Origin of the sequence: Marinomonas sp. MED121 (assembly GCF_000153025.1) — a bacterium.
Classification (GTDB): Bacteria; Pseudomonadota; Gammaproteobacteria; order Pseudomonadales; family Marinomonadaceae; genus Marinomonas.
On record NZ_CH672429.1, the window covers coordinates 251,516 to 269,359 of the forward strand.

20 protein-coding genes are annotated in these 17,844 nt (G+C 41.6%); 7 read left to right on the forward strand and 13 right to left on the reverse strand.

What is annotated here, in order from left to right; genetic code table 11:
* Positions 1-11: 11 nt before the first annotated feature.
* The 3 genes from MED121_RS01175 to MED121_RS01185 all read left to right on the forward strand — a co-directional run bounded on the left by MED121_RS01175 (position 12) and on the right by MED121_RS01185 (position 3,283).
* Positions 12-1,610 carry a GMC family oxidoreductase gene (locus MED121_RS01175; RefSeq protein WP_009831747.1) on the forward strand — a complete coding sequence of 533 codons (1,599 nt, stop codon included), beginning with the start codon at positions 12-14 and terminating at the stop codon, positions 1,608-1,610.
* Between the two features lie 349 nt (positions 1,611-1,959).
* Complete coding sequence (locus MED121_RS01180; RefSeq protein ID WP_009831748.1) at positions 1,960-2,820, forward strand: crotonase/enoyl-CoA hydratase family protein; 861 nt, start codon at positions 1,960-1,962, stop codon at positions 2,818-2,820.
* A gap of 64 nt (positions 2,821-2,884) precedes the next feature.
* A complete protein-coding gene (locus MED121_RS01185; RefSeq protein WP_036178462.1) occupies positions 2,885-3,283 on the forward strand; it encodes a nuclear transport factor 2 family protein in 399 nt (132 codons plus the stop codon).
* Between the two features lie 115 nt (positions 3,284-3,398).
* Here MED121_RS01185 and MED121_RS01190 read toward each other — a convergent pair whose 3' ends face one another.
* The 3 genes from MED121_RS01190 to MED121_RS01200 all read right to left on the reverse strand — a co-directional run bounded on the left by MED121_RS01190 (position 3,399) and on the right by MED121_RS01200 (position 5,725).
* Positions 3,399-3,644: a YdcH family protein gene (locus MED121_RS01190; protein WP_009831750.1), complete on the reverse strand. Its 246-nt coding sequence runs from the start codon at positions 3,642-3,644 to the stop codon at positions 3,399-3,401.
* Positions 3,645-3,720: 76 nt separating this feature from the next.
* Positions 3,721-4,497 carry a CmcJ/NvfI family oxidoreductase gene (locus tag MED121_RS01195; RefSeq protein ID WP_009831751.1) on the reverse strand — a complete coding sequence of 259 codons (777 nt, stop codon included), beginning with the start codon at positions 4,495-4,497 and terminating at the stop codon, positions 3,721-3,723.
* A gap of 340 nt (positions 4,498-4,837) precedes the next feature.
* A complete protein-coding gene (locus MED121_RS01200; RefSeq protein ID WP_009831752.1) occupies positions 4,838-5,725 on the reverse strand; it encodes a cation diffusion facilitator family transporter in 888 nt (295 codons plus the stop codon).
* A gap of 405 nt (positions 5,726-6,130) precedes the next feature.
* Here MED121_RS01200 and MED121_RS01205 point away from each other — a divergent pair, with 405 nt between their 5' ends.
* On the forward strand, positions 6,131-7,045 hold the full coding sequence (locus MED121_RS01205) for a transporter substrate-binding domain-containing protein (protein WP_009831753.1): 915 nt from the start codon (positions 6,131-6,133) through the stop codon (positions 7,043-7,045).
* A 159-nt stretch (positions 7,046-7,204) separates the two neighbouring features.
* Here MED121_RS01205 and MED121_RS01210 read toward each other — a convergent pair whose 3' ends face one another.
* From MED121_RS01210 to MED121_RS01235, 6 genes are all read right to left on the reverse strand, one after another.
* A complete protein-coding gene (locus MED121_RS01210; RefSeq protein ID WP_009831754.1) occupies positions 7,205-8,458 on the reverse strand; it encodes an NADH:flavin oxidoreductase/NADH oxidase family protein in 1,254 nt (417 codons plus the stop codon).
* 70 nt (positions 8,459-8,528) lie between these two features.
* The gene (locus MED121_RS01215) at positions 8,529-9,131 is read right to left on the reverse strand and encodes a TetR/AcrR family transcriptional regulator (RefSeq protein ID WP_009831755.1); all 603 of its coding nucleotides are present in this window, start codon (positions 9,129-9,131) and stop codon (positions 8,529-8,531) included.
* Positions 9,132-9,378: 247 nt separating this feature from the next.
* The gene (locus MED121_RS01220; RefSeq protein ID WP_009831756.1) at positions 9,379-9,738 is read right to left on the reverse strand and encodes an STAS/SEC14 domain-containing protein; all 360 of its coding nucleotides are present in this window, start codon (positions 9,736-9,738) and stop codon (positions 9,379-9,381) included.
* A gap of 192 nt (positions 9,739-9,930) precedes the next feature.
* Positions 9,931-10,356: a GNAT family N-acetyltransferase gene (locus tag MED121_RS01225; protein WP_009831757.1), complete on the reverse strand. Its 426-nt coding sequence runs from the start codon at positions 10,354-10,356 to the stop codon at positions 9,931-9,933.
* A 469-nt stretch (positions 10,357-10,825) separates the two neighbouring features.
* Complete coding sequence (locus tag MED121_RS01230; RefSeq protein ID WP_009831758.1) at positions 10,826-11,143, reverse strand: YciI family protein; 318 nt, start codon at positions 11,141-11,143, stop codon at positions 10,826-10,828.
* A gap of 167 nt (positions 11,144-11,310) precedes the next feature.
* Positions 11,311-11,619 carry an NIPSNAP family protein gene (locus MED121_RS01235; protein WP_009831759.1) on the reverse strand — a complete coding sequence of 103 codons (309 nt, stop codon included), beginning with the start codon at positions 11,617-11,619 and terminating at the stop codon, positions 11,311-11,313.
* Positions 11,620-11,762: 143 nt separating this feature from the next.
* Here MED121_RS01235 and MED121_RS01240 point away from each other — a divergent pair, with 143 nt between their 5' ends.
* Positions 11,763-12,707, forward strand: a complete 945-nt coding sequence (locus MED121_RS01240) for a helix-turn-helix domain-containing protein (protein WP_009831760.1) — start codon at positions 11,763-11,765, stop codon at positions 12,705-12,707.
* On the opposite strand, the gene MED121_RS01245 is transcribed toward MED121_RS01240, so the two are convergent.
* The 4 genes from MED121_RS01245 to MED121_RS01260 all read right to left on the reverse strand — a co-directional run bounded on the left by MED121_RS01245 (position 12,704) and on the right by MED121_RS01260 (position 15,618).
* The gene (locus tag MED121_RS01245; RefSeq protein ID WP_009831761.1) at positions 12,704-13,687 is read right to left on the reverse strand and encodes a glutathione S-transferase family protein; all 984 of its coding nucleotides are present in this window, start codon (positions 13,685-13,687) and stop codon (positions 12,704-12,706) included. The genes MED121_RS01240 and MED121_RS01245 overlap by 4 nt on opposite strands.
* Before the next feature lie 56 nt (positions 13,688-13,743).
* Positions 13,744-14,334, reverse strand: a complete 591-nt coding sequence (locus MED121_RS01250) for a malonic semialdehyde reductase (RefSeq protein WP_009831762.1) — start codon at positions 14,332-14,334, stop codon at positions 13,744-13,746.
* 64 nt (positions 14,335-14,398) lie between these two features.
* Complete coding sequence (locus tag MED121_RS01255) at positions 14,399-15,145, reverse strand: pirin-like bicupin family protein (protein ID WP_009831763.1); 747 nt, start codon at positions 15,143-15,145, stop codon at positions 14,399-14,401.
* Between the two features lie 29 nt (positions 15,146-15,174).
* Entirely contained in the window at positions 15,175-15,618 is a 444-nt protein-coding gene (locus tag MED121_RS01260) for a DoxX family protein (RefSeq protein WP_009831764.1), read from the reverse strand.
* 108 nt (positions 15,619-15,726) lie between these two features.
* On the opposite strand from MED121_RS01260, the gene MED121_RS01265 reads away from it, so the two are divergent.
* Positions 15,727-16,629: a LysR substrate-binding domain-containing protein gene (locus MED121_RS01265; protein ID WP_009831765.1), complete on the forward strand. Its 903-nt coding sequence runs from the start codon at positions 15,727-15,729 to the stop codon at positions 16,627-16,629.
* A gap of 77 nt (positions 16,630-16,706) precedes the next feature.
* Positions 16,707-17,840, forward strand: a complete 1,134-nt coding sequence (locus MED121_RS01270; RefSeq protein WP_009831766.1) for a glycerate kinase — start codon at positions 16,707-16,709, stop codon at positions 17,838-17,840.
* Positions 17,841-17,844 lie beyond the last annotated feature (4 nt).

Here is a 17,844-nt window from a genome sequence, read left to right on the forward strand (position 1 = left end):
AGGTTAGCACTATGTCAGAACGTAACTTTGCAGAAATTCGCGGTATCAGTGACCCTGTTTTAGAAGGGATTAACCAAGGTTGGCGCACCTTGGATGCAAGCCAAATAAGTCAGACGCAAACACTCAAAGCCGATATTGTCATCATAGGCTCAGGTGCCGGTGGTGGCACCAGTGCCGAGGTGCTTAGCCAAACAGGTTTGTCGATCATTTTACTGGAAGCAGGCCCCCTTAAAACCAGCAATGATTTTGATATGGACGAAGGTAAGGCTTATAAAAACCTCTATCAAGAGCATGCTGGCAGAATGAATAAGGACGGCAGTGTATCCATTTTACAAGGGCGTTGTGTGGGTGGTTCGACTGTGATCAATTGGACCTCAAGCTTTCGTACCCCGTCACAAACACTCAAACATTGGCAGGATGAGTTCCAGTTGGAAAACTGCTCTGAAAGTGAAATGGCCCCTTGGTTTGAAAAAATGGAGAAACGGTTAAACATCAACCCTTGGCCTGTGCCTCCCAATGAAAATAATGCGGTGCTAAGCAAAGGGGCAGATGCCCTTGGCATCCCTTGGAAGGTGATTCCGCGTAATGTCTTAGGCTGTTGGAATCTTGGCTATTGCGGCACGGGCTGTCCTACGAATGCCAAGCAATCCATGTTAGTGACGACGATTCCTGCGGCGTTAGAAAAAGAGACACAACTCATTTATAACGCCCCTGCCAAGCAGCTCATTTTTGATGATAAAAAGCAAAAAGTGATTGGCGTTAAAATCAAAACAAAAGTAGGCGAACTTGAAATAAAGGCTGACACTTTTGTGATGGCAGCAGGTGGCATTAATAGCCCAGCGTTGATGTTGAGATCTGATGCGCCAGACCCAGAAAACCTGATTGGTAAGCGTACTTTTTTGCATCCTGTGGCCTTTTCGTTTGCTAAATTTGATCAGGCAATTGCCCCTTATTATGGGGCGCCGCAATCGGTTTATTCTGACCATTACCAATGGCAAGATGTGACAGGAAAAGTCGGCTACAAGTTAGAAGTCCCTCCCCTTCACCCCAGTTTAACCTCGGCTCTTTTGCTCGGCCATGGGGCTGAACATGTGCAAGATATGCAATCTCTACCACACCTTCATGCCATGATTGCCTTAATGCGAGATGGTTTTAATCAAGAGAGTGTCGGCGGTTCGATTGAACTTGCTGAAGATGGCAGCCCGATTATTGATTACCCTATCAATGATTACCTTTGGCAGGGCATCAAAGAGGCTCATTTCAACATGGCTAAGCTTCAGTTTGCAGCAGGCGCTAAGGCGGTAAAACTCGCGCACATTGACAGTGATTGGTATACCTCTTGGTCCGAATGTGAGCAGGCAATTAAGAGGTTTGACTATATTGATTGTCGTCCGCTTGTGGGTAGCGCCCATGTGATGGGTGGGCTTTCCATGGGTGAAGACCTGGATAAATGTTTGGTCAATAGCTTAGGGAAATACCATTATTTAGATAACCTTTATGTATTTGATGGCTCTGTGTTTCCCACCAGCATTGGCGCGAATCCACAGCTATCGATTTATGGCATGGTCTGCAAAAATGCCAGTCATTTGGCGAGTACTCTGACTGAGTAATTTGCACTTATCAAGCCTTGCACAGGCTAACGGGCTAAATCTAAACAGATAAAGCCCTATTTAAGCTTAACCCTAAGCTTAGCCGTCAGTGAAACCACCCTTTTGCCGTTCATTTAGCTGTCTATTTAGTTCGTAGGATTTCACGACTTTCTTATCTCATAGAATCCATTCAAACAGCCTTTAAGAAATCAGCACTGTTTATGGAGCGTTAAATCATTATCTAAAAATTGAATCTTGACAGTGTCAAAATACATCTATAGTTTAAAACACACAAAAGAGAAACAAGCCTCAACTCTGGCTTTTTTATGACTTATTTTTCTGGCTCGCGCCCTCTGATTAAGGATTTACCATGAGTGATCAAGACGATAACACCCTTATTTATAAAACAATGAAGGTTGAAATTCAGAACCAAGTTGCTCATGTGCAATTTACCAGACCTGATGAGCTAAACACCATGAATGCTGATTTTTGGCGTGAGCTACCAGAACTGATGAATAGAATTAATGATGATGTGTTAGCCCGTGTTGTGGTGATCTCTTCAAGCGGTAAACACTTTAGTGCGGGAATGGATTTATCGGTTTTCACTGGCGCTAAACGCAAAAAAATGGAGCTTGGTCGTAAGCATGAAAACCTACGCCGTACCGTCATGCAGCTGCAAGCTTGCTTGAGCGTTCTAGAAGATATTCGTATGCCAGTGTTAGTGGCAGTACAAGGTGGCTGTATTGGTGGCGCATTAGATTTGGCGGCAGCAGCAGATTGTCGATATTGCACCAAGGATGCGTTTTTTAGCATTGAAGAAACCAAGCTAGGTATGACAGCCGATGTGGGCAGCTTACAGCGCTTACCTAGTTTGATGCCACTGGGATTAGTGCGTGAATTAGCTTACACAGGTCGACGTATGTATGGTGAAGAAGCCAGAGACGCAGGGCTGGTTAATCGTGTGTTTGATGATCAAGAAAGCATGGTCGCTGGGGTATTAGAACTCGCTGCTGAGATAGCCCAACGCTCTCCGCTTGCTGTGACTGGCTGCAAAGAGATGATCAATTACAGCCGTGATCACAGTGTGGATGAAAGCCTGAAACAAATGGCACTTTGGCAAGCGGGTATGTTTCAACCTGAAACCGACATGATGGAATCTTTTATGGCGAAAACCCAAAAACGCGACACTAATTTTGCCGAATTATGCCCAGTTACAGAGCCGCTTGCTTAAGCGCGAAGTAATATCAGGGTTAAGTATAAGTTTGATACAAATAAAATAATAACAAGGATAAATGATGAGCCAGGAAAACCTAGAAAAGTGGCATCAGGTTGTACATAACAAAGACATGTCACTGCTAAGAGAATTGTTAGCTGAAGACGTTGAGTTCCACTCTCCAACCCTTTGGGCCCCTAAAAAAGGCAGAGATATTACGCAATACATTTTAAAGATGGTATTGGATATCTTTGAGGACTTTGAATATCAAAGACAATGGGTTGATGAGAACAACCTTGCACTTGAATTCAGTGCTCGCGTTGATGATAAGAAGATTAAAGGCATAGATTTAATTCGTTGGAATGAACAAGGACAAATTGTTCATTTTGAAGTGATGCTGCGCCCAATGAACGGCCTACAGCTTATGTTTGATAAAATGACAGCGCATTTACAAGCGGCAGGTTTTTTGCCTAAATCCTAATGGCTGAGCTTAATCAAAAAAGAAGAGCTAGGCTCTTCTTTTTGTTTTTACGCTTTTATACATGCTCTGATTTAAACAGACATTGATTCACATACATTGATTAAACAGGCATTGATTAAGCAGGCATCTGTTTAAGGCGTGCATAGAGCGCATCTTTAAGAACACTTCTATCATGCTTTAACTTGTGCATTTCGTCATCGCTAATCGGGGTGTTACTTAGCTCAAGCTCACGTATTTCTTTATCGAGTAAACTATAGCGGCTGTTCTCTTGTTTAAATTGGTTATCCTGTTCACACAAGGTTTGGATCATCTCTTTGAATTCTGGAAAATCTGTCGTCAGTAAATGGTTTTCGCCTAACATAAAAAAACTCCCGCTCTTTTTTTAATATAAAATGACTGCCTAAACTCTTATCATAGTGGATTTTATCCAACTCGCTTTAATAAAGTACCAAGGCCCGGCTTTCGATACTTTGTCGAAAAGCCTGACTATTTTGTCCAATGACATCCAAGGCACTATGACCAATAGACGCCAATGCATGACTGTCATAAATGTTAAATATCGCTATGTCATCGGGTGTCATATTCGATAAATAAATCCATTCATGGGCGGAATTGGCCGTTAACCCCATAATCTGCCCGATACGATCTGGATAGATTAGATTTAACATTAACCAATCTTTTTCACTGACACTTTTTGGCAGAATAAACCCCAGTGGCGCACTTTCGATTACCGCTTTAATAGGACGCCATAGATTCACAAAAGCAAAATGTTGCCCTTGCCAGTGTTTCGCTTTTTCAGGGCCAAGAATATCGTTTAACCTTTGCTGTGCACCCGATGCACTATAATCACTGTGAACATTACGAGCCGGTTTTCGATCTGAGTTTGGATCATCGATACGCACTGTGTGATCGAAAATAATGACCTCTTTAGCCCCAATTTGCTCGGCCAATAGGGTGCTAAGCTCATGGTTATAAAGGTCACACCAGTCATTAGATTGATTGAATTCTTTTACCTTTGAAGGACCTTGTACATAAAGCAGGCTGTCTTCCCAGAAATTAAGCTGAATGTTTGCGTCTCGAATATCACTCACTGTAACTTGAGTTGGTGCGAGCTCTGGAGACACTATTTTGCCTTTTTCCCCATTGGCATCTATGTGAAAAGCCTGTTGTTCATCACGGGTTACATGGTAGTTAACCATGGCTCTTGCTTGCATCTTATCCTCCTAGACCTTGTCCGCTAGAGCGTTTCTGTTAGACATAGGCTGTAGAAATCTGTTACTTCAATAACAAGCATTATAATTATTTATAATTTGATGATAATTAGGCATATTAAAGAAACATAATTCATATTTTTTTGATAATCAAAATAAAGAAAAGCACAAACAATGAAAAGACAGACGTTATAGATTAGCGTGAAAGAAGTGTGATGAGATGAAAGCGCAAACTAGCCAATAGCGACCAGTTAACAGCCGCTTTGCTTGATTAAATGAGGTCAGTAAAAGTAAATGAAAGCGCTATACGTAGATGAGAGAAGTAAGCATCAGTATAAAAAGGCTAAATAGGGTCATCCAACATGACACGCTTGATGTCATAACTGGTTTCTAACGTTGTGTGATTAATAGAAAACTGGTTTTCTAGCACATTACGCACTCGCTGTTTAATCTGCTCAGCATTGCCTTCATCGAGTACAAGGTGACCTTCTAGGAAAATCTTTTTATCATCGAGTTGCCATACATGTACATGCTCGATATCAGCAACACCCTCTATAGTGTTCACGGTGAGTTTGAGTTCAGAAAGGTCCACGTTATCTGGTACCGCTTGCATAATAATAAGGGTACTTTTTTTCAATAACTGAATACCGTGGAAAATCACATAAGCCGAAATGCCCACTGTGGCCAGCACATCAAAGATATATAACTCATAATTGATAATCAGTATGGCTGCAATAATAACCGCCACTGATGCGAGCGCATCTGAAACATTATGAATAAAAGCGGCTTTAATATTCATATTGTCTTTTGCCCCTGCACTATAGGTAAGCAGTGCGGTGACGATATCAATGAATAAAGCGATACCTGCTACCCAAAAAACGATCCAACCATCTATGGGAGTCGGATTAAAGTACTTATCAATGGCTTCAAAAATCAAATAAATGCCAACCAAAATCAGCATGGTGCTATTTATCAAGACACCCACAATTTCGGCTCGCTTAAAGCCATAAGTCATGCTTGATGTGGCTGAACGATTACCTATGTTCCTCGCGATGAGTGCAACTAGAATCGCCCCGGCATCACTTAGGTTGTGTAATGCATCAGCAATCAAAGACAGGCTACCCGATAATATACCACCGACAATTTGAGCAATCGTTAAGAGCACATTCACTCCCACAGCAAATATCAACTGTGTATTTGTGTCCTGTTCGTGATTATGCTCATGACCCATTAATCTTACCTATCGATTCAAAATGAAAATGGCTTAACTTGCCACATAAGTGATATCTAATGATAAAGCAGCGAACAAATATAAAGCCAATTTTAGAGGGCAAATCAGGAGCATCTCCACACAAAGTTCACGATACGTAAAAATAGAAACATAAATATTCAATTTTCAGCTTGAGATACATTATTTTTGTGCTTCAGACGCATTTAAACCTCAAGTCAACTTGCGTATACATTTTGACCAAATTTGACAAACAGCCTGAGCTTACTAGATTTAATTAAAGTGATTGATTTTAATAGTGCTTTTCTTTTTGTGTCAGTAAGGTGTCAGTAAAATAGCAATCACCTGCAAATGACTTATTAATGTCAAGGTTCAAATAGCTTTATCCTATATAAAGGTGACAAGCAGATGGAAATTTCAAAACTAACCTCTTCTCATAACCCCAATCTGAGTATTAAGACTCTCTCATCAGGCGTTAATATCAGGCTGATCTCCCTCGTCTTCATTTGCGCTATATTCGTTTTATGCTCACAGCTAGAGGCGCAAGCCCTCGATAATATCAAGCAAAGAGGGGAAATCATTATTGGTGTTAAAACGGACTACCCTCCCTATGCGCATCTACTCACTATTGATAACTTAAAAACAGACAAGGGGCGTGCTACTCAAGCGCAAACTCACGTAGGGCTAGAAATAGATCTAGCCCAAAATATTGCCGATAGACTAGGTGTAAAACTGCGTTTAGTTAGCGTAAAAAGCAGCAATCGCATGCAGTTTATTGTGGCCAAAGAAGTGGATATTTTAATCGCCACATTAAGTGACCGAAAAGAAAGACGTAAGGTCGTTAATATGGTTGAGCCTGCCTATTATGCCTCAGGCACTAACCTACTAGCTTGGAAGTCAGCGAAATTAAACTACTGGGAACAGCTGCATAAAAAAAAGGTATGTGGTCTTAAAGGGGCTTTTTATAATCACGCTATCAAAATGGATTTTGGCGCAAAACTCATCAGCTTTGAAACCACTGACCAAGCCCTACTCGCCCTGCGTCAAGGCCAGTGCTTAGCCTTCGTTTATGATGATTCATTCATTAGCCACACCTTATTTGACCAACGCTGGCAAAAACATTTTGAAATGCCTCTCAACTCGATCAAAAATACGCCTTGGAGCATAGCGATACACCATGATGAAGAGGCGTTTAAAGAAGTATTAAAGGAAATGGTGATAGATTGGCACAGGTCAGGGCTCATCATTGAATTGGAACAAAAGCACGGCATAAAAGTCAGCCTTTTTAGCCTGAAAATGCATACTTTATATAATAACGATTAAGTTGCACCCCTCGCCATAAATCTAGTTACTTTTATCCACACGCTGAGGCGGGAGGATGTATTCACCGATTCCCTAGGCAAAAAAAAGCGCCTTTATCAAAAGACGCCCTAAGCCTACTATGTTCAAAAGGCTTGAAACTCTTGTGCTCTGCGATACAAATTAAGCTCTTCGCTTCTTAAAAGCGTAAATCCCTGCCCCCATAAATACTTTGAAGAAGGTATTAATTTCACTCAAATTTGGATTGGGTGCTTTACCTTTTGCCATTCGAGCTAACTGCTGCTCATACCAAGTAATATCTAACATAGCCATTTTATCCAGCGATCTCATGCCCGTTGTAAGTCGCTTAAGAGGTTGTTTATGATTAACATCTGCTATTAACTTATTGGGAAAATCAGGATCAACCGCTGTGGTTCGAGCAATACCAATAAAGTCTGTAGCACCTGTATTCAGCGCCTCTTGCATGCCTTGTGCAGATCGAAAGCCACCTGTTAGTACTAACGGAGTCGCTACCAATTCACGTACTTTTTCAATATAGTCTAAGAAGTAAGCTTCACGCTTTAGCGTCGATTCTTTGGCTTTGTGTCCCATCATGGAGGGGCTCTCATAGGTGCCACCTGATACTTCAATTAGGTCCACGCCGGCTTCCGACAAGGTTTTCACAACCTGCATTGAATCTTCTTCGGTAAATCCTCCCTTCATAAAGTCGGCAGAGTTTAGCTTGATACCGATGGGGAAGTTATTACCTACCTTGCGCCTCATGGCATGGTAAATGCCTAATACGAAACGCATGCGATTTTCAATACTGCCACCCCATTGGTCTTGTCTTTGGTTATGCCTAGGAGATAAAAACTGACTGACTAGATAACCATGGGCGCCGTGAATCTGTACACCGCTAAAGCCTGCTTGTTTGGCTAATTCCGCACTGGTGGCAAACTTTTTAATAATGCCCTCAATTTCGATTTCACTCAGTTCGCGGGGCTTATTAAACCCTTTTTCTAAACCGCCTTCTAAAGCAATGGCAGAAGGTGCGACAGGCTCTTCACAAATAAATTTTGGGATTTGTTTGCCAGGATGATTAAGCTGCATCCAAAGATGTGAGCTGTTTTCTCGGCCCGCTTTAGCCCAAGCTTTAAACTGAACCAGATCAGACTTTTCATCTAAAACAACATTCTTTGGTTCACCTAAGGCACTTCGATCTACCATCACATTTCCTGTCATAGAAAGACCTATGCCACCTTTTGCCCAACGACGATATAGCCTAGCTAACCCCTCAGTTGGGTTATGGGCTTTATCGCCTAATTGTTCGCTCATTGCTGACTTAAAAAAACGATTTTTGATTGTCTGACCACCCGCCAAGATAAAGCTGTCGCCAAGTCCGTTTAGCCCTTGCTCTTTTGTTTGTATGTTTTGCATGTATTACTCCAATAAAATTAGACCGGTCGTCTTTTAACTAAGTAAATAAAAAGCCCCGCAGGCTTGATATTTATTTGATGAGTAATGTCTCTAATAATAGAAACATATTGTCTTGGGCGTTTTGCTTATCTCTAGACACTCGCATTCTGAGTAACACCCCTTGCCAAGTTGACCAATAAAGATTGGCCATTTTTGCTGCACAAATGTCTTTACGCACACAGCCCTCTGCTTGAGCAGTCTCCAACAACTTGGTAAAAATGCTTAAACATTCCTCTACTGAAAAATTTAATGCTTGTTTACACAGTATATTGTCCTCATCTAGGTCTGCCGATAAGGTTGCGATTAAACAACTATGCTTAAATTCAACACTTTCATACCTGACTAGGCTTAAATTAACGATGGTTTTGAGCTTAGTCAGGGCATCCATATGAGCCCCGTCTTGCTCAACAAATTGATTGAACTGTCTAATCAGATCTTGGCTATAAGCCTTAATTAATTCTGCGACAAAGGCTTCTTTACTAGCAAAAAAATTATAAAAAGACCCCTTAGGTACTTTCACCTCATCAAGGATCTGCTTAATTCCGGTACCATGATAGCCATTGGCGGATAGATGATTAATCCCCGCAACGATTAATGCTTCTCTGGTTGATTCACTGCGTCTTGGTCTTGCCATAAAAGAGAGTATATGACCGATCGTCTTTTAATTAAAGAGACAATAGCTTTTTTCTCTTTTTGTACACATTCTCCCCGTTTTCTACTTCACTTTCTCTTGTCGCCACACCAAAACTGGCACTGATATGCAAGGCTTCATCTGAACCGTTATCCTAACTAAAGTGTTCATCAAATAATTGAATCGGGTATTTTTGGTAAGTATCATGGCAAGTTTTTGTAACACGGTATCGCCAGCCTTATTATCAAGCTTATTGATTTTGTTTTAGCCAATTTAAAGCAGATGCTTTATCCGTAAAAATTTGAATGTTATTCGAATAAAGTAAGTGCATTTTAGCGGCAATGGCTGTGGCATCTGTATAGGCAATAATTGCCATAGCTTCAACATTTTTAAGTTCGGCGACTCGACTGAGGGCGTCGTGTTCATGGGAATAGGCATTTTTACGATTGATAAGAAGAGAGTAAGGATGGTCTTGATACTTCTGAAGCAACCCCTGCTCCATTTGCTCTATTTGCTGTCGACTTATTTGCACCCCTTCATTGATAATAACTTCCATAATATTGGGCTCAATTTCCATAAAAAGTCCAAAGGGTAGATCGTCTAAAAACATAACACATCCTTGTATAATTCATTAACTTAACTGTAATTTGTCTATCAAAGAGCTTAACAAATAAGGATAAATCAGCCCCTGAAATTAAAATTATTCTTTAGCCTGTTACTAATCTATCTGTTACAGATTTTTATTGATAGGCTGAAAAGTTAACTTCACGAAACCTCCATATTTAGGACTTAAAATCAGCCACTAATCACAATTTGACTGCATTAAAAAATAAGCACCGAACCCATCCAGACCTTCACTTAATACTTGAAAACCATGATCCAGATAGAAACGAATGGCCCTATCATTCTTGACCAAGCATTTGAGCCGCAAAGGGGCTTGATAATGGCTTTTTACTTTATTAATGAGAGCCTTGCCGACGCCTTTTCGATAATGTTTTTGGTCTACATATAGATGATGGATAAAATGATCTGCTTGCCAAACCCCAATAAAGCCCAGTATTTCACCTTGATCTTGTGCTACCCAAAGTCTCTCCCCTTGGGTGTCCTTGCTAAAATCGGATGCTTTAAAGTTTTGAGCATCCACCCAGAAAAAAGCATCGACCCTGGCACTAACATAAAGCTTGGCTAGCTCAACTTCTTGGTGGGCTTGGTATTCCTTTATTTCCATAAAAATCCCGCTAATGTGAGAGCATTTACTCACTAGTTTAGAAGCCTAAAGTATAAAATTGGAATGAGGTAGCTAGGGAACCTGCGAATAAGTCCTCCCGCCTCAGCGTGTGGATAAAAGCCGCTAGATTTATGGCGAGGAGCGCAACTTAATAGTTATTCTATTGATAAGGTCCTCAACGTAAAGATAGGGCTTTTAGACCACGCCCTTCGGGTCTTTCAGAAAAAGTAACACCCTGTGTTGTTACTTCTCGAAAGGTACCTACATTACTTCAAAGTAACGCCTTGTGTGACACTTTTTCTGTAAAGACTGAGAAGAGGTGACTTAATCGCAGGTTCCCTAGCAGAATATATGATAAGAATAGAAAATATAGTGAGCCAAATAGCAAAAACTAAAGTTTTAGATAAGAATCCTGTGTAAAAGCCCCTTATTAAGGGCTTTTATTGAAGGAGCTGTCTTTATTAAAAAGCTAACTCGACATTTGAACCAGCTCTGCCATTTCTAACTGACCACCCACGTCTAAATAGGGACATGCTTTGACAATGGCGATGGCCTCTTCTTCGGTTTCGGCTTGAATAATACTGTAACCAGACATCTTGGTATAACCACCATCGGTCACACTACCATCACTATCAATCCCTTTTGCATTTCGCACAGGATTAGCAGCAGACACAAGCGTATCGCCTAATCCATCTAACCAGTTCCGATATTTTTGCATGTGCTTTCGACCTTCTTCTTTTCCCATCTCTCTTGGATTGCCAAGATAGGTTATTAGGTATTGAGTCATGGCTATCTCCTTAGGCTATTAGATATGACCCGCTTCCCCTTCTCTTTGCTGTGATATTAAGCATTTGCCTTAAAAGGGAGCATGTGAACTTAACCTAACTCTAATATAAAAATTCTATTTTTCCTGAAAGATACAAACTCCTAGCTAAACACCATAACCAAAACAAGTTACTCGCCAAAGACAGGCCGCATAAAAGATCGCCGGTAAGACTGAATGCATTTGGTTTGTTTAGCGTACTCAAATGCCGCTTGGCAGTCTTCATCTGCAAAAGAAGCGTTTCTATACTCTTCGTATTTAGCCAAACTCGCAAAGGTAAACATAGCAATCGCAAGATTGTTATCCCCTTCTGAGGGTAAAAAGTAACCTTGGTGTTGGCCGCCAAACTTGTTTACTAGGCTGATCCATAATTTTGCATACTGCTCAAATTCAGCCAATTTATCCGCATCGACCCGATAATGTATGACACATGTCACCATGATATTTCTCCTTAGTTTGTTTATTTAAAAGCCATCTTAAGTAATGAAAGCCAAATTAAAAATTGGCTTATAAGTCATTTATCGTTAAAAATAAGCCAAATATTTTTATAAGCCTTTGGCCTACTACTCATAGAAGGAAACCCATGAACAAGGTTGCTATTCTCTGTAAACAAAACGCGTCTTTATTTGAGCTTGGTTGTGCCACTGAGTTCTTTGCGTTAGCAAGGCCTGAGATTCCAAACTGGTATCAGGGTGAAGTGATCAGCTTTGAGCATCAAAAAGTGAACACTGTGGCGGGAGTCAGTATGGATATCAGGCTGATTCGATCTTTAGATGAGTTTGATACGCTCGTTATCCCAAGTTGGTATCCAGAACAAACTCTCGATAAGGATGTGATAGACAGGGTGCAGTCTTTTTATCACAAGGGTGGCCGCATCTTATCTTTTTGTACGGGCGCTTTTTTTGTGGCTGAATGTGGGCTTTTAACGGGCCGTGAAGCAACAACCCATTGGGCCTACGCTCATACCTTTAAAACACGCTATCCTGATGTCAATTTTGTTGAGGATGTTTTGTATGTTTATAAAGACAATATTGGTTGTTCAGCGGGTAGTGCTGCGGCCATAGACTTTAGCCTTGCCGTTATACGAGATGATTTTGGTCATACTATCGCTAACCAAGTCGCGAGACGCTTGGTCGTCTCTCCCCATAGGGATGGTGGACAGGCTCAGTTTGTGGAAACCCCTATACTTTCTCATCAGGTATTATTCGCGAAAACACTAGACTGGGCGAAAGCTCATCTCGATACACAGATTAATGTGGACTCTTTGGCTCAACAAGCGGCAATGTCACGGCGTAGCTTTGATCGACATTTTAGAGCAAGTATGGGGGTGAGTGCTAAAACTTGGCTTACTCAACAGCGTTTAGACCTTGCTAAACGTCTGCTAGAGGAAAACAAACTTAATATGGAGCAAGTCGCCATCCAATCTGGCTTTAATAATCCTATGACATTACGTCATTGTTTTCGTCAATATCTGACTATTTCTCCTAGCCAATATCGTCGTCAATTTGCCTTGAAAGAAACGTACTAGTTAAATTGAGCATCACGAGAGTGAGGGATGCTCCAATCTTGCTCATGCCCAACAGGCACTATGCCATAAGGGTTAATCGCTAAATGACTCGCGTAATAATGACGTTTGATATGCGCCATATTAACTGTCTCGGCAATTCCCTGCATTTGATAGAGTTCGAGCATATATTGGTAAATATTTGGAAATTCATTCAACTGCTTTAGATTGCATTTAAAGTGAGTGTGATAAACCGCATCAAAACGAATCAAGGTGGTCCATAAGCGCCAATCCGCTTCGGTAATCGTCTCTCCCACAAGGTAACGCTGTTGCGACAATCGCTGTTCCACGATGTCTAGCGCATCAAACAGGGCGCTGACATTTCGCTCATAAGCTCCTTGGCTAGTTGCAAAGCCTGATTTATAAACGCCATTATTAATCTTGTGATAAACCAATTCGTTAATCTCATCTATCTCGTTTCTTAACGCTTGTGGGTAATAATCTAGGGTATTGCCCGTTAGCGAATTAAAGGCTTGATTTAACATGCGAATAATTTCGGAAGATTCATTATTAACTATGCTGCCCGTTTTTTTATCCCATAAAACCGGTACTGTGATATTACCCTGATACCCAGTGTCATTGGCGAAGTACTTCTCAGCCAAAAATTCACTCTGACCTAAGGTGTCCCCCGTGGTGCCATAAAGGGCCTGCGTTGTTTCATCATGGTCAAAACTCCATCCTTTAGCATGCATATCTGGATGAACAACACTGACACTAATTAAAGACGCCAAGCCCTTTAATTGACGAAATATCAAGGTTCTATGGGCCCAAGGACAAGCTAAAGAAACAAAAAGATGATATCTATCTGCTTCGGCTTTAAAGCCTGCATCACCACTTGGTCCAGTACTGCCATCTGCTGTAACCCAGTGCCTAAATTGCGAATCTTTACGCTTATATTCCCCAGACTTAATGCTACTTTTCCAGTTCGATGTTAACTCTTTCATCTTCGTCTCCTGCTCATTAGAGAAGTCGGATTGCCCTTCTTCTCTAATCAATATAATTAAATAATGTTGGCGATTGCCTCAAAGTCTAATCTTGGCCCTCTTGGATAGGCACTCTCTTCATCGGCATAACCTAGGTTAATCAGAAAGTTAGATTGATAACGCCCTTCTGGAAAGAACTCTGCATCTAATGCAGCATGATCAAACCCACTCATTGGACCACAGTCTAGCCCCAACATACGGGCTGCCATGATGAGGTAGGCGCCTTGTAATGAACTATTACGAAACGCTGTGCTATCACGTAGCGCTGTATTGTTTTCAAACATTTGCTTAGCCCCTGGCACAGCAGGAAACTGAATTGGCATATGCTGATAAAACTCAAGATCACTCGCCACAACAACCGTTACCGGCGCAGCCAAACTTTTCGCCTTGTTACCATCCAGTAAGGCTGGCTGCAGCCTTTGCTTTGCTGCATCACCTTTAATAAAAAGAAGATGGCTCGATTGACAGTTCATTGAAGTTGGCCCCCATTTAAACAGCTCATAAAGCTGTTTAATAACAGTGTCACTCACCTCTTTATCTTGAAAGGTATTTACGCTTCTGGCTGATAAAAATACTTGCTCTAATGCTGCTTGTGATAATGCTTTCATTAACCTTCTCTTTAATCTTAGTAGTTGTCGGATTAAACCTCGCAGATCAAATCCGACATTGATGCTATTCCGCTTTCATCTCAATAATGATGAAATGCCCATAACCTTGATCAGATGAAAATACCAAACTGTGCTCATTGTTAAGCGTCAAGGTATCTTTTTCAGCCAGTTCAATACGTTCACCGTTTTGCGCCGTTAAGGTCAGATTGCCTTCAATGCAATTAATATAAACTTGCCGGCCCTTGGCAATATCAAAGTTAAGCTGAGCCTCACTATCGACAACTTCTGAAGCATATAAATTGACATCAGCATTTACATGAAGAGGCATCTTGGATCGATTGTTAGGATTACCAACTAAGTGAACAATCTTGTTTGCTCTTTCTTCAGGAGTGAAGTCTTGGTGCTCATAACGCACAGGCCCTCCCACTTGATCTGGTAAAATCCATATCTGTAAAAAGCGGCACCACTCATCATGAATATTCATTTCTGAATGCCAAAGCCCTGTGCCCGCTGAAATGGCTTGTACATGGCCTCGACCAATGGTTTCTTGCTGATTTGTAACACTGTCCCAATGGGTTAATTGACCACGTACAACATAACTAATAATTTGCATATCTTTATGGGGATGACGGCCAAAACCATTATTTGGTTGAATATCATCATCATTAAAGACTCTTAATACCCCATAACCCATGCGATTTGGGTCGTAATAATTGGCAAAAGAGAAATGAAAATACGTATTTGCCGGATGCATAGGACTACTTGGCAGATAATGTAGCTTTGAGGCTTCGCGCTTTTCTATTCTGTTCATCTTGCTCTCCTTACCAGGCTTAGGTTTACCTAGTTGCTTTGCTTTTTTGCAATGATGTTATCCAAGGACAAGTTACCTGCACCACTTACCACTAAAGACACAGTGACCGCTAATAAGGCAAGAGCAAACTCATAGCCGTTGTTACTCATAAAGAGGCCATTAACGAAATGAACGCTAAAAATAGCTACTAGCATGGTCACCGCTAACATAGCGGCAGCGGGTCTTACCAAAAGCCCAAACACCAATGCCAAGCCACCGAAAAACTCTGTGCTACCTGCCATTAAGGCCATCAAGTAACCAGGCTCTAATCCAATTGATGCCATCCACTGACCTGTCCCTTCTAGGCCGTAACCACCAAACCAAGCAAACAGTTTTTGGGCACCATGAGCCATGAAGGTTAAACCAATAGGTAGACGTAAAGCGAAAGCGGCAAAGCTATTATTTGAGCGGGTAATCATTTCTAAATAAGACATAACATTCTCCAAACTTCATTGTTTTTGATCGATGGAGAGATTATATTTCCTACACTAATTAAAAAATAACGATATATATTGAACCTTTAGTTCAAAAGGATTGAAGTAATGCAAAATTTGCTGACGTTAGATGCGTTACGTGTACTTGATGCAATAGATAGAAAGCAAAGTTTTGCCGCAGCTGCCGATGAGCTCTACCGGGTTCCCTCTGCGATTTCCTATACCATTAATAAACTAGAGGAAGACTTAGGCGTCGCCTTATTTGATCGTTCAAAACGCAAGGCTGAGTTTACCCAAGTAGGTCAGCTCATCTTGCAACAAGGCCGTGCGATTTTAAAAGCCAGTGATGAGTTAACTCATATGGCAAAACAAGCAGCGAGTGGCTGGGAGCTGGAACTTAGAATATGCATGGACAGCATTCTGCATTATCAAGCTATCTATGACCTGATTAACCTATTTCAACAAAGCTATCCTTGGATAGATATTCGCCTCACCCAAGAAAACTTTGGCGGTACATGGGACGCTTTAAGCGCAGGTGAAACAGACCTTATCATTGGCGCTTCAGACGAGCCTTACTCCAATGATTTTGATACTCACCCATTAGGCTTAGCCGAGTTTATTTTTGCTATCGCGAAGGATCACCCATTAAGCCGAGAGCCTGAACCCATTAGCCCTGACAAGATCAAGCAATATCCTTCCATTGTTGCCATGGATAGCTCAAGATACTTACCTCCAAGATCAGCAGGCTTATTAGACGGTCAAGCACGTATCACAGTACCTGATTTGCAAAAGAAAATTGACGCTCAACGCTATGGTTTAGGTGTTGGCTACTTGCCTTTGCATCGGATTCAAGATTATTTACAGAATGGCGAACTCATTAGTCCAAAATTAGCAAAAGCCGACACACGTCAGCACGAACTTTGCATAGCTTGGCGTAAAGATAATCAAGGTAAAGCACTCGCTTGGTTTGTTAAGAGGCTAAAACAGATGCCGGCAGGCCGTTTTTTCTAATGACTTGTTATTGCCTAGCCCTAACCTTTACCTTGCTCACAGCTTAAAGCAACTTCAATTTAAATGGATGAAAACAGATGAAAATACTAATTGCCCCAGACTCATTTAAAGAATCCCTAAGTGCTAAACAAGTTGCTAATGCAATTGAGCAAGGCTTTAGAATGCACTTTGTTGATGCAGAGTACCAACAAATCCCTATTGCTGATGGCGGAGAAGGCACACTCGATGCACTCATAAGCAGCAATCAGGGCGAAATGAAAACTAGCCTAGTAGAAGGCCCTTTAGGAGAATTAACAAAGGCGAACTGGGGGGTAATTAATCAAGGCCAGGTGGCAATCGTTGAGATTGCAGAGGCTTCTGGCTTAGCGCTCATTTCACCAGAAAAGCGACAAGTTTTAGCCGCATCTAGCTATGGGACAGGACAAATCATCAAACAAGCGTTAGATTTTGGGGTAAAACAAATCATCCTCTGCCTTGGCGGTAGCGCAACCAATGACGCTGGGGCAGGCATTGCACAAGCGCTGGGCATTCAATTACTAGATAAAAATAACATCGAGCTAGCAAAAGGCGGCACGGCACTCTCTCGACTCGCCAAGATAAATACGGATAACTTACACCCAAGAGCGAACCAGGTTGAATGGCTTCTTGCTTGTGATGTGGACAATCCATTATGTGGCCCTAGGGGTGCTAGCGCCGTTTTTGGACCTCAAAAAGGCGCCTCTTCAGAAGACGTAAAAATATTGGATATGGCTCTGGGTCATTTTGCTAAACAAGTGGCAGGCCAGACACAAAAAGATCACTCCACGACAAAAGGTTATGGTGCTGCTGGCGGTGCAGCACTGGGGCTCTCATTGTTTACAGCCCCAAAACTTGAAGCTGGCATAGATATCGTTTTGAAAACGGCTAACTTTAAACAACACCTTAAAGGCACTGATCTTGTCATCACAGGTGAAGGCCAGATGGATTATCAAACCCTTCACGGAAAAGCGCCCTATGGTGTCGCTAAAGCGGCCAAAGAAAAAGGCATCAAAGTCATCGGGATATCTGGCTCTTTGGGTGCAGATACAAGCGGTTTAGAAGAGTATTTCGATGCTATTTTTGACTCAACCCGAGCATCTATGCCATTGGAGCAAGTATTAGTTGAGGCAGAGAAAAACCTGGTTAATCTTGCTGCTAATATCGCTGCGACATTAAAGTTGAGCCTAGATTAGCAAC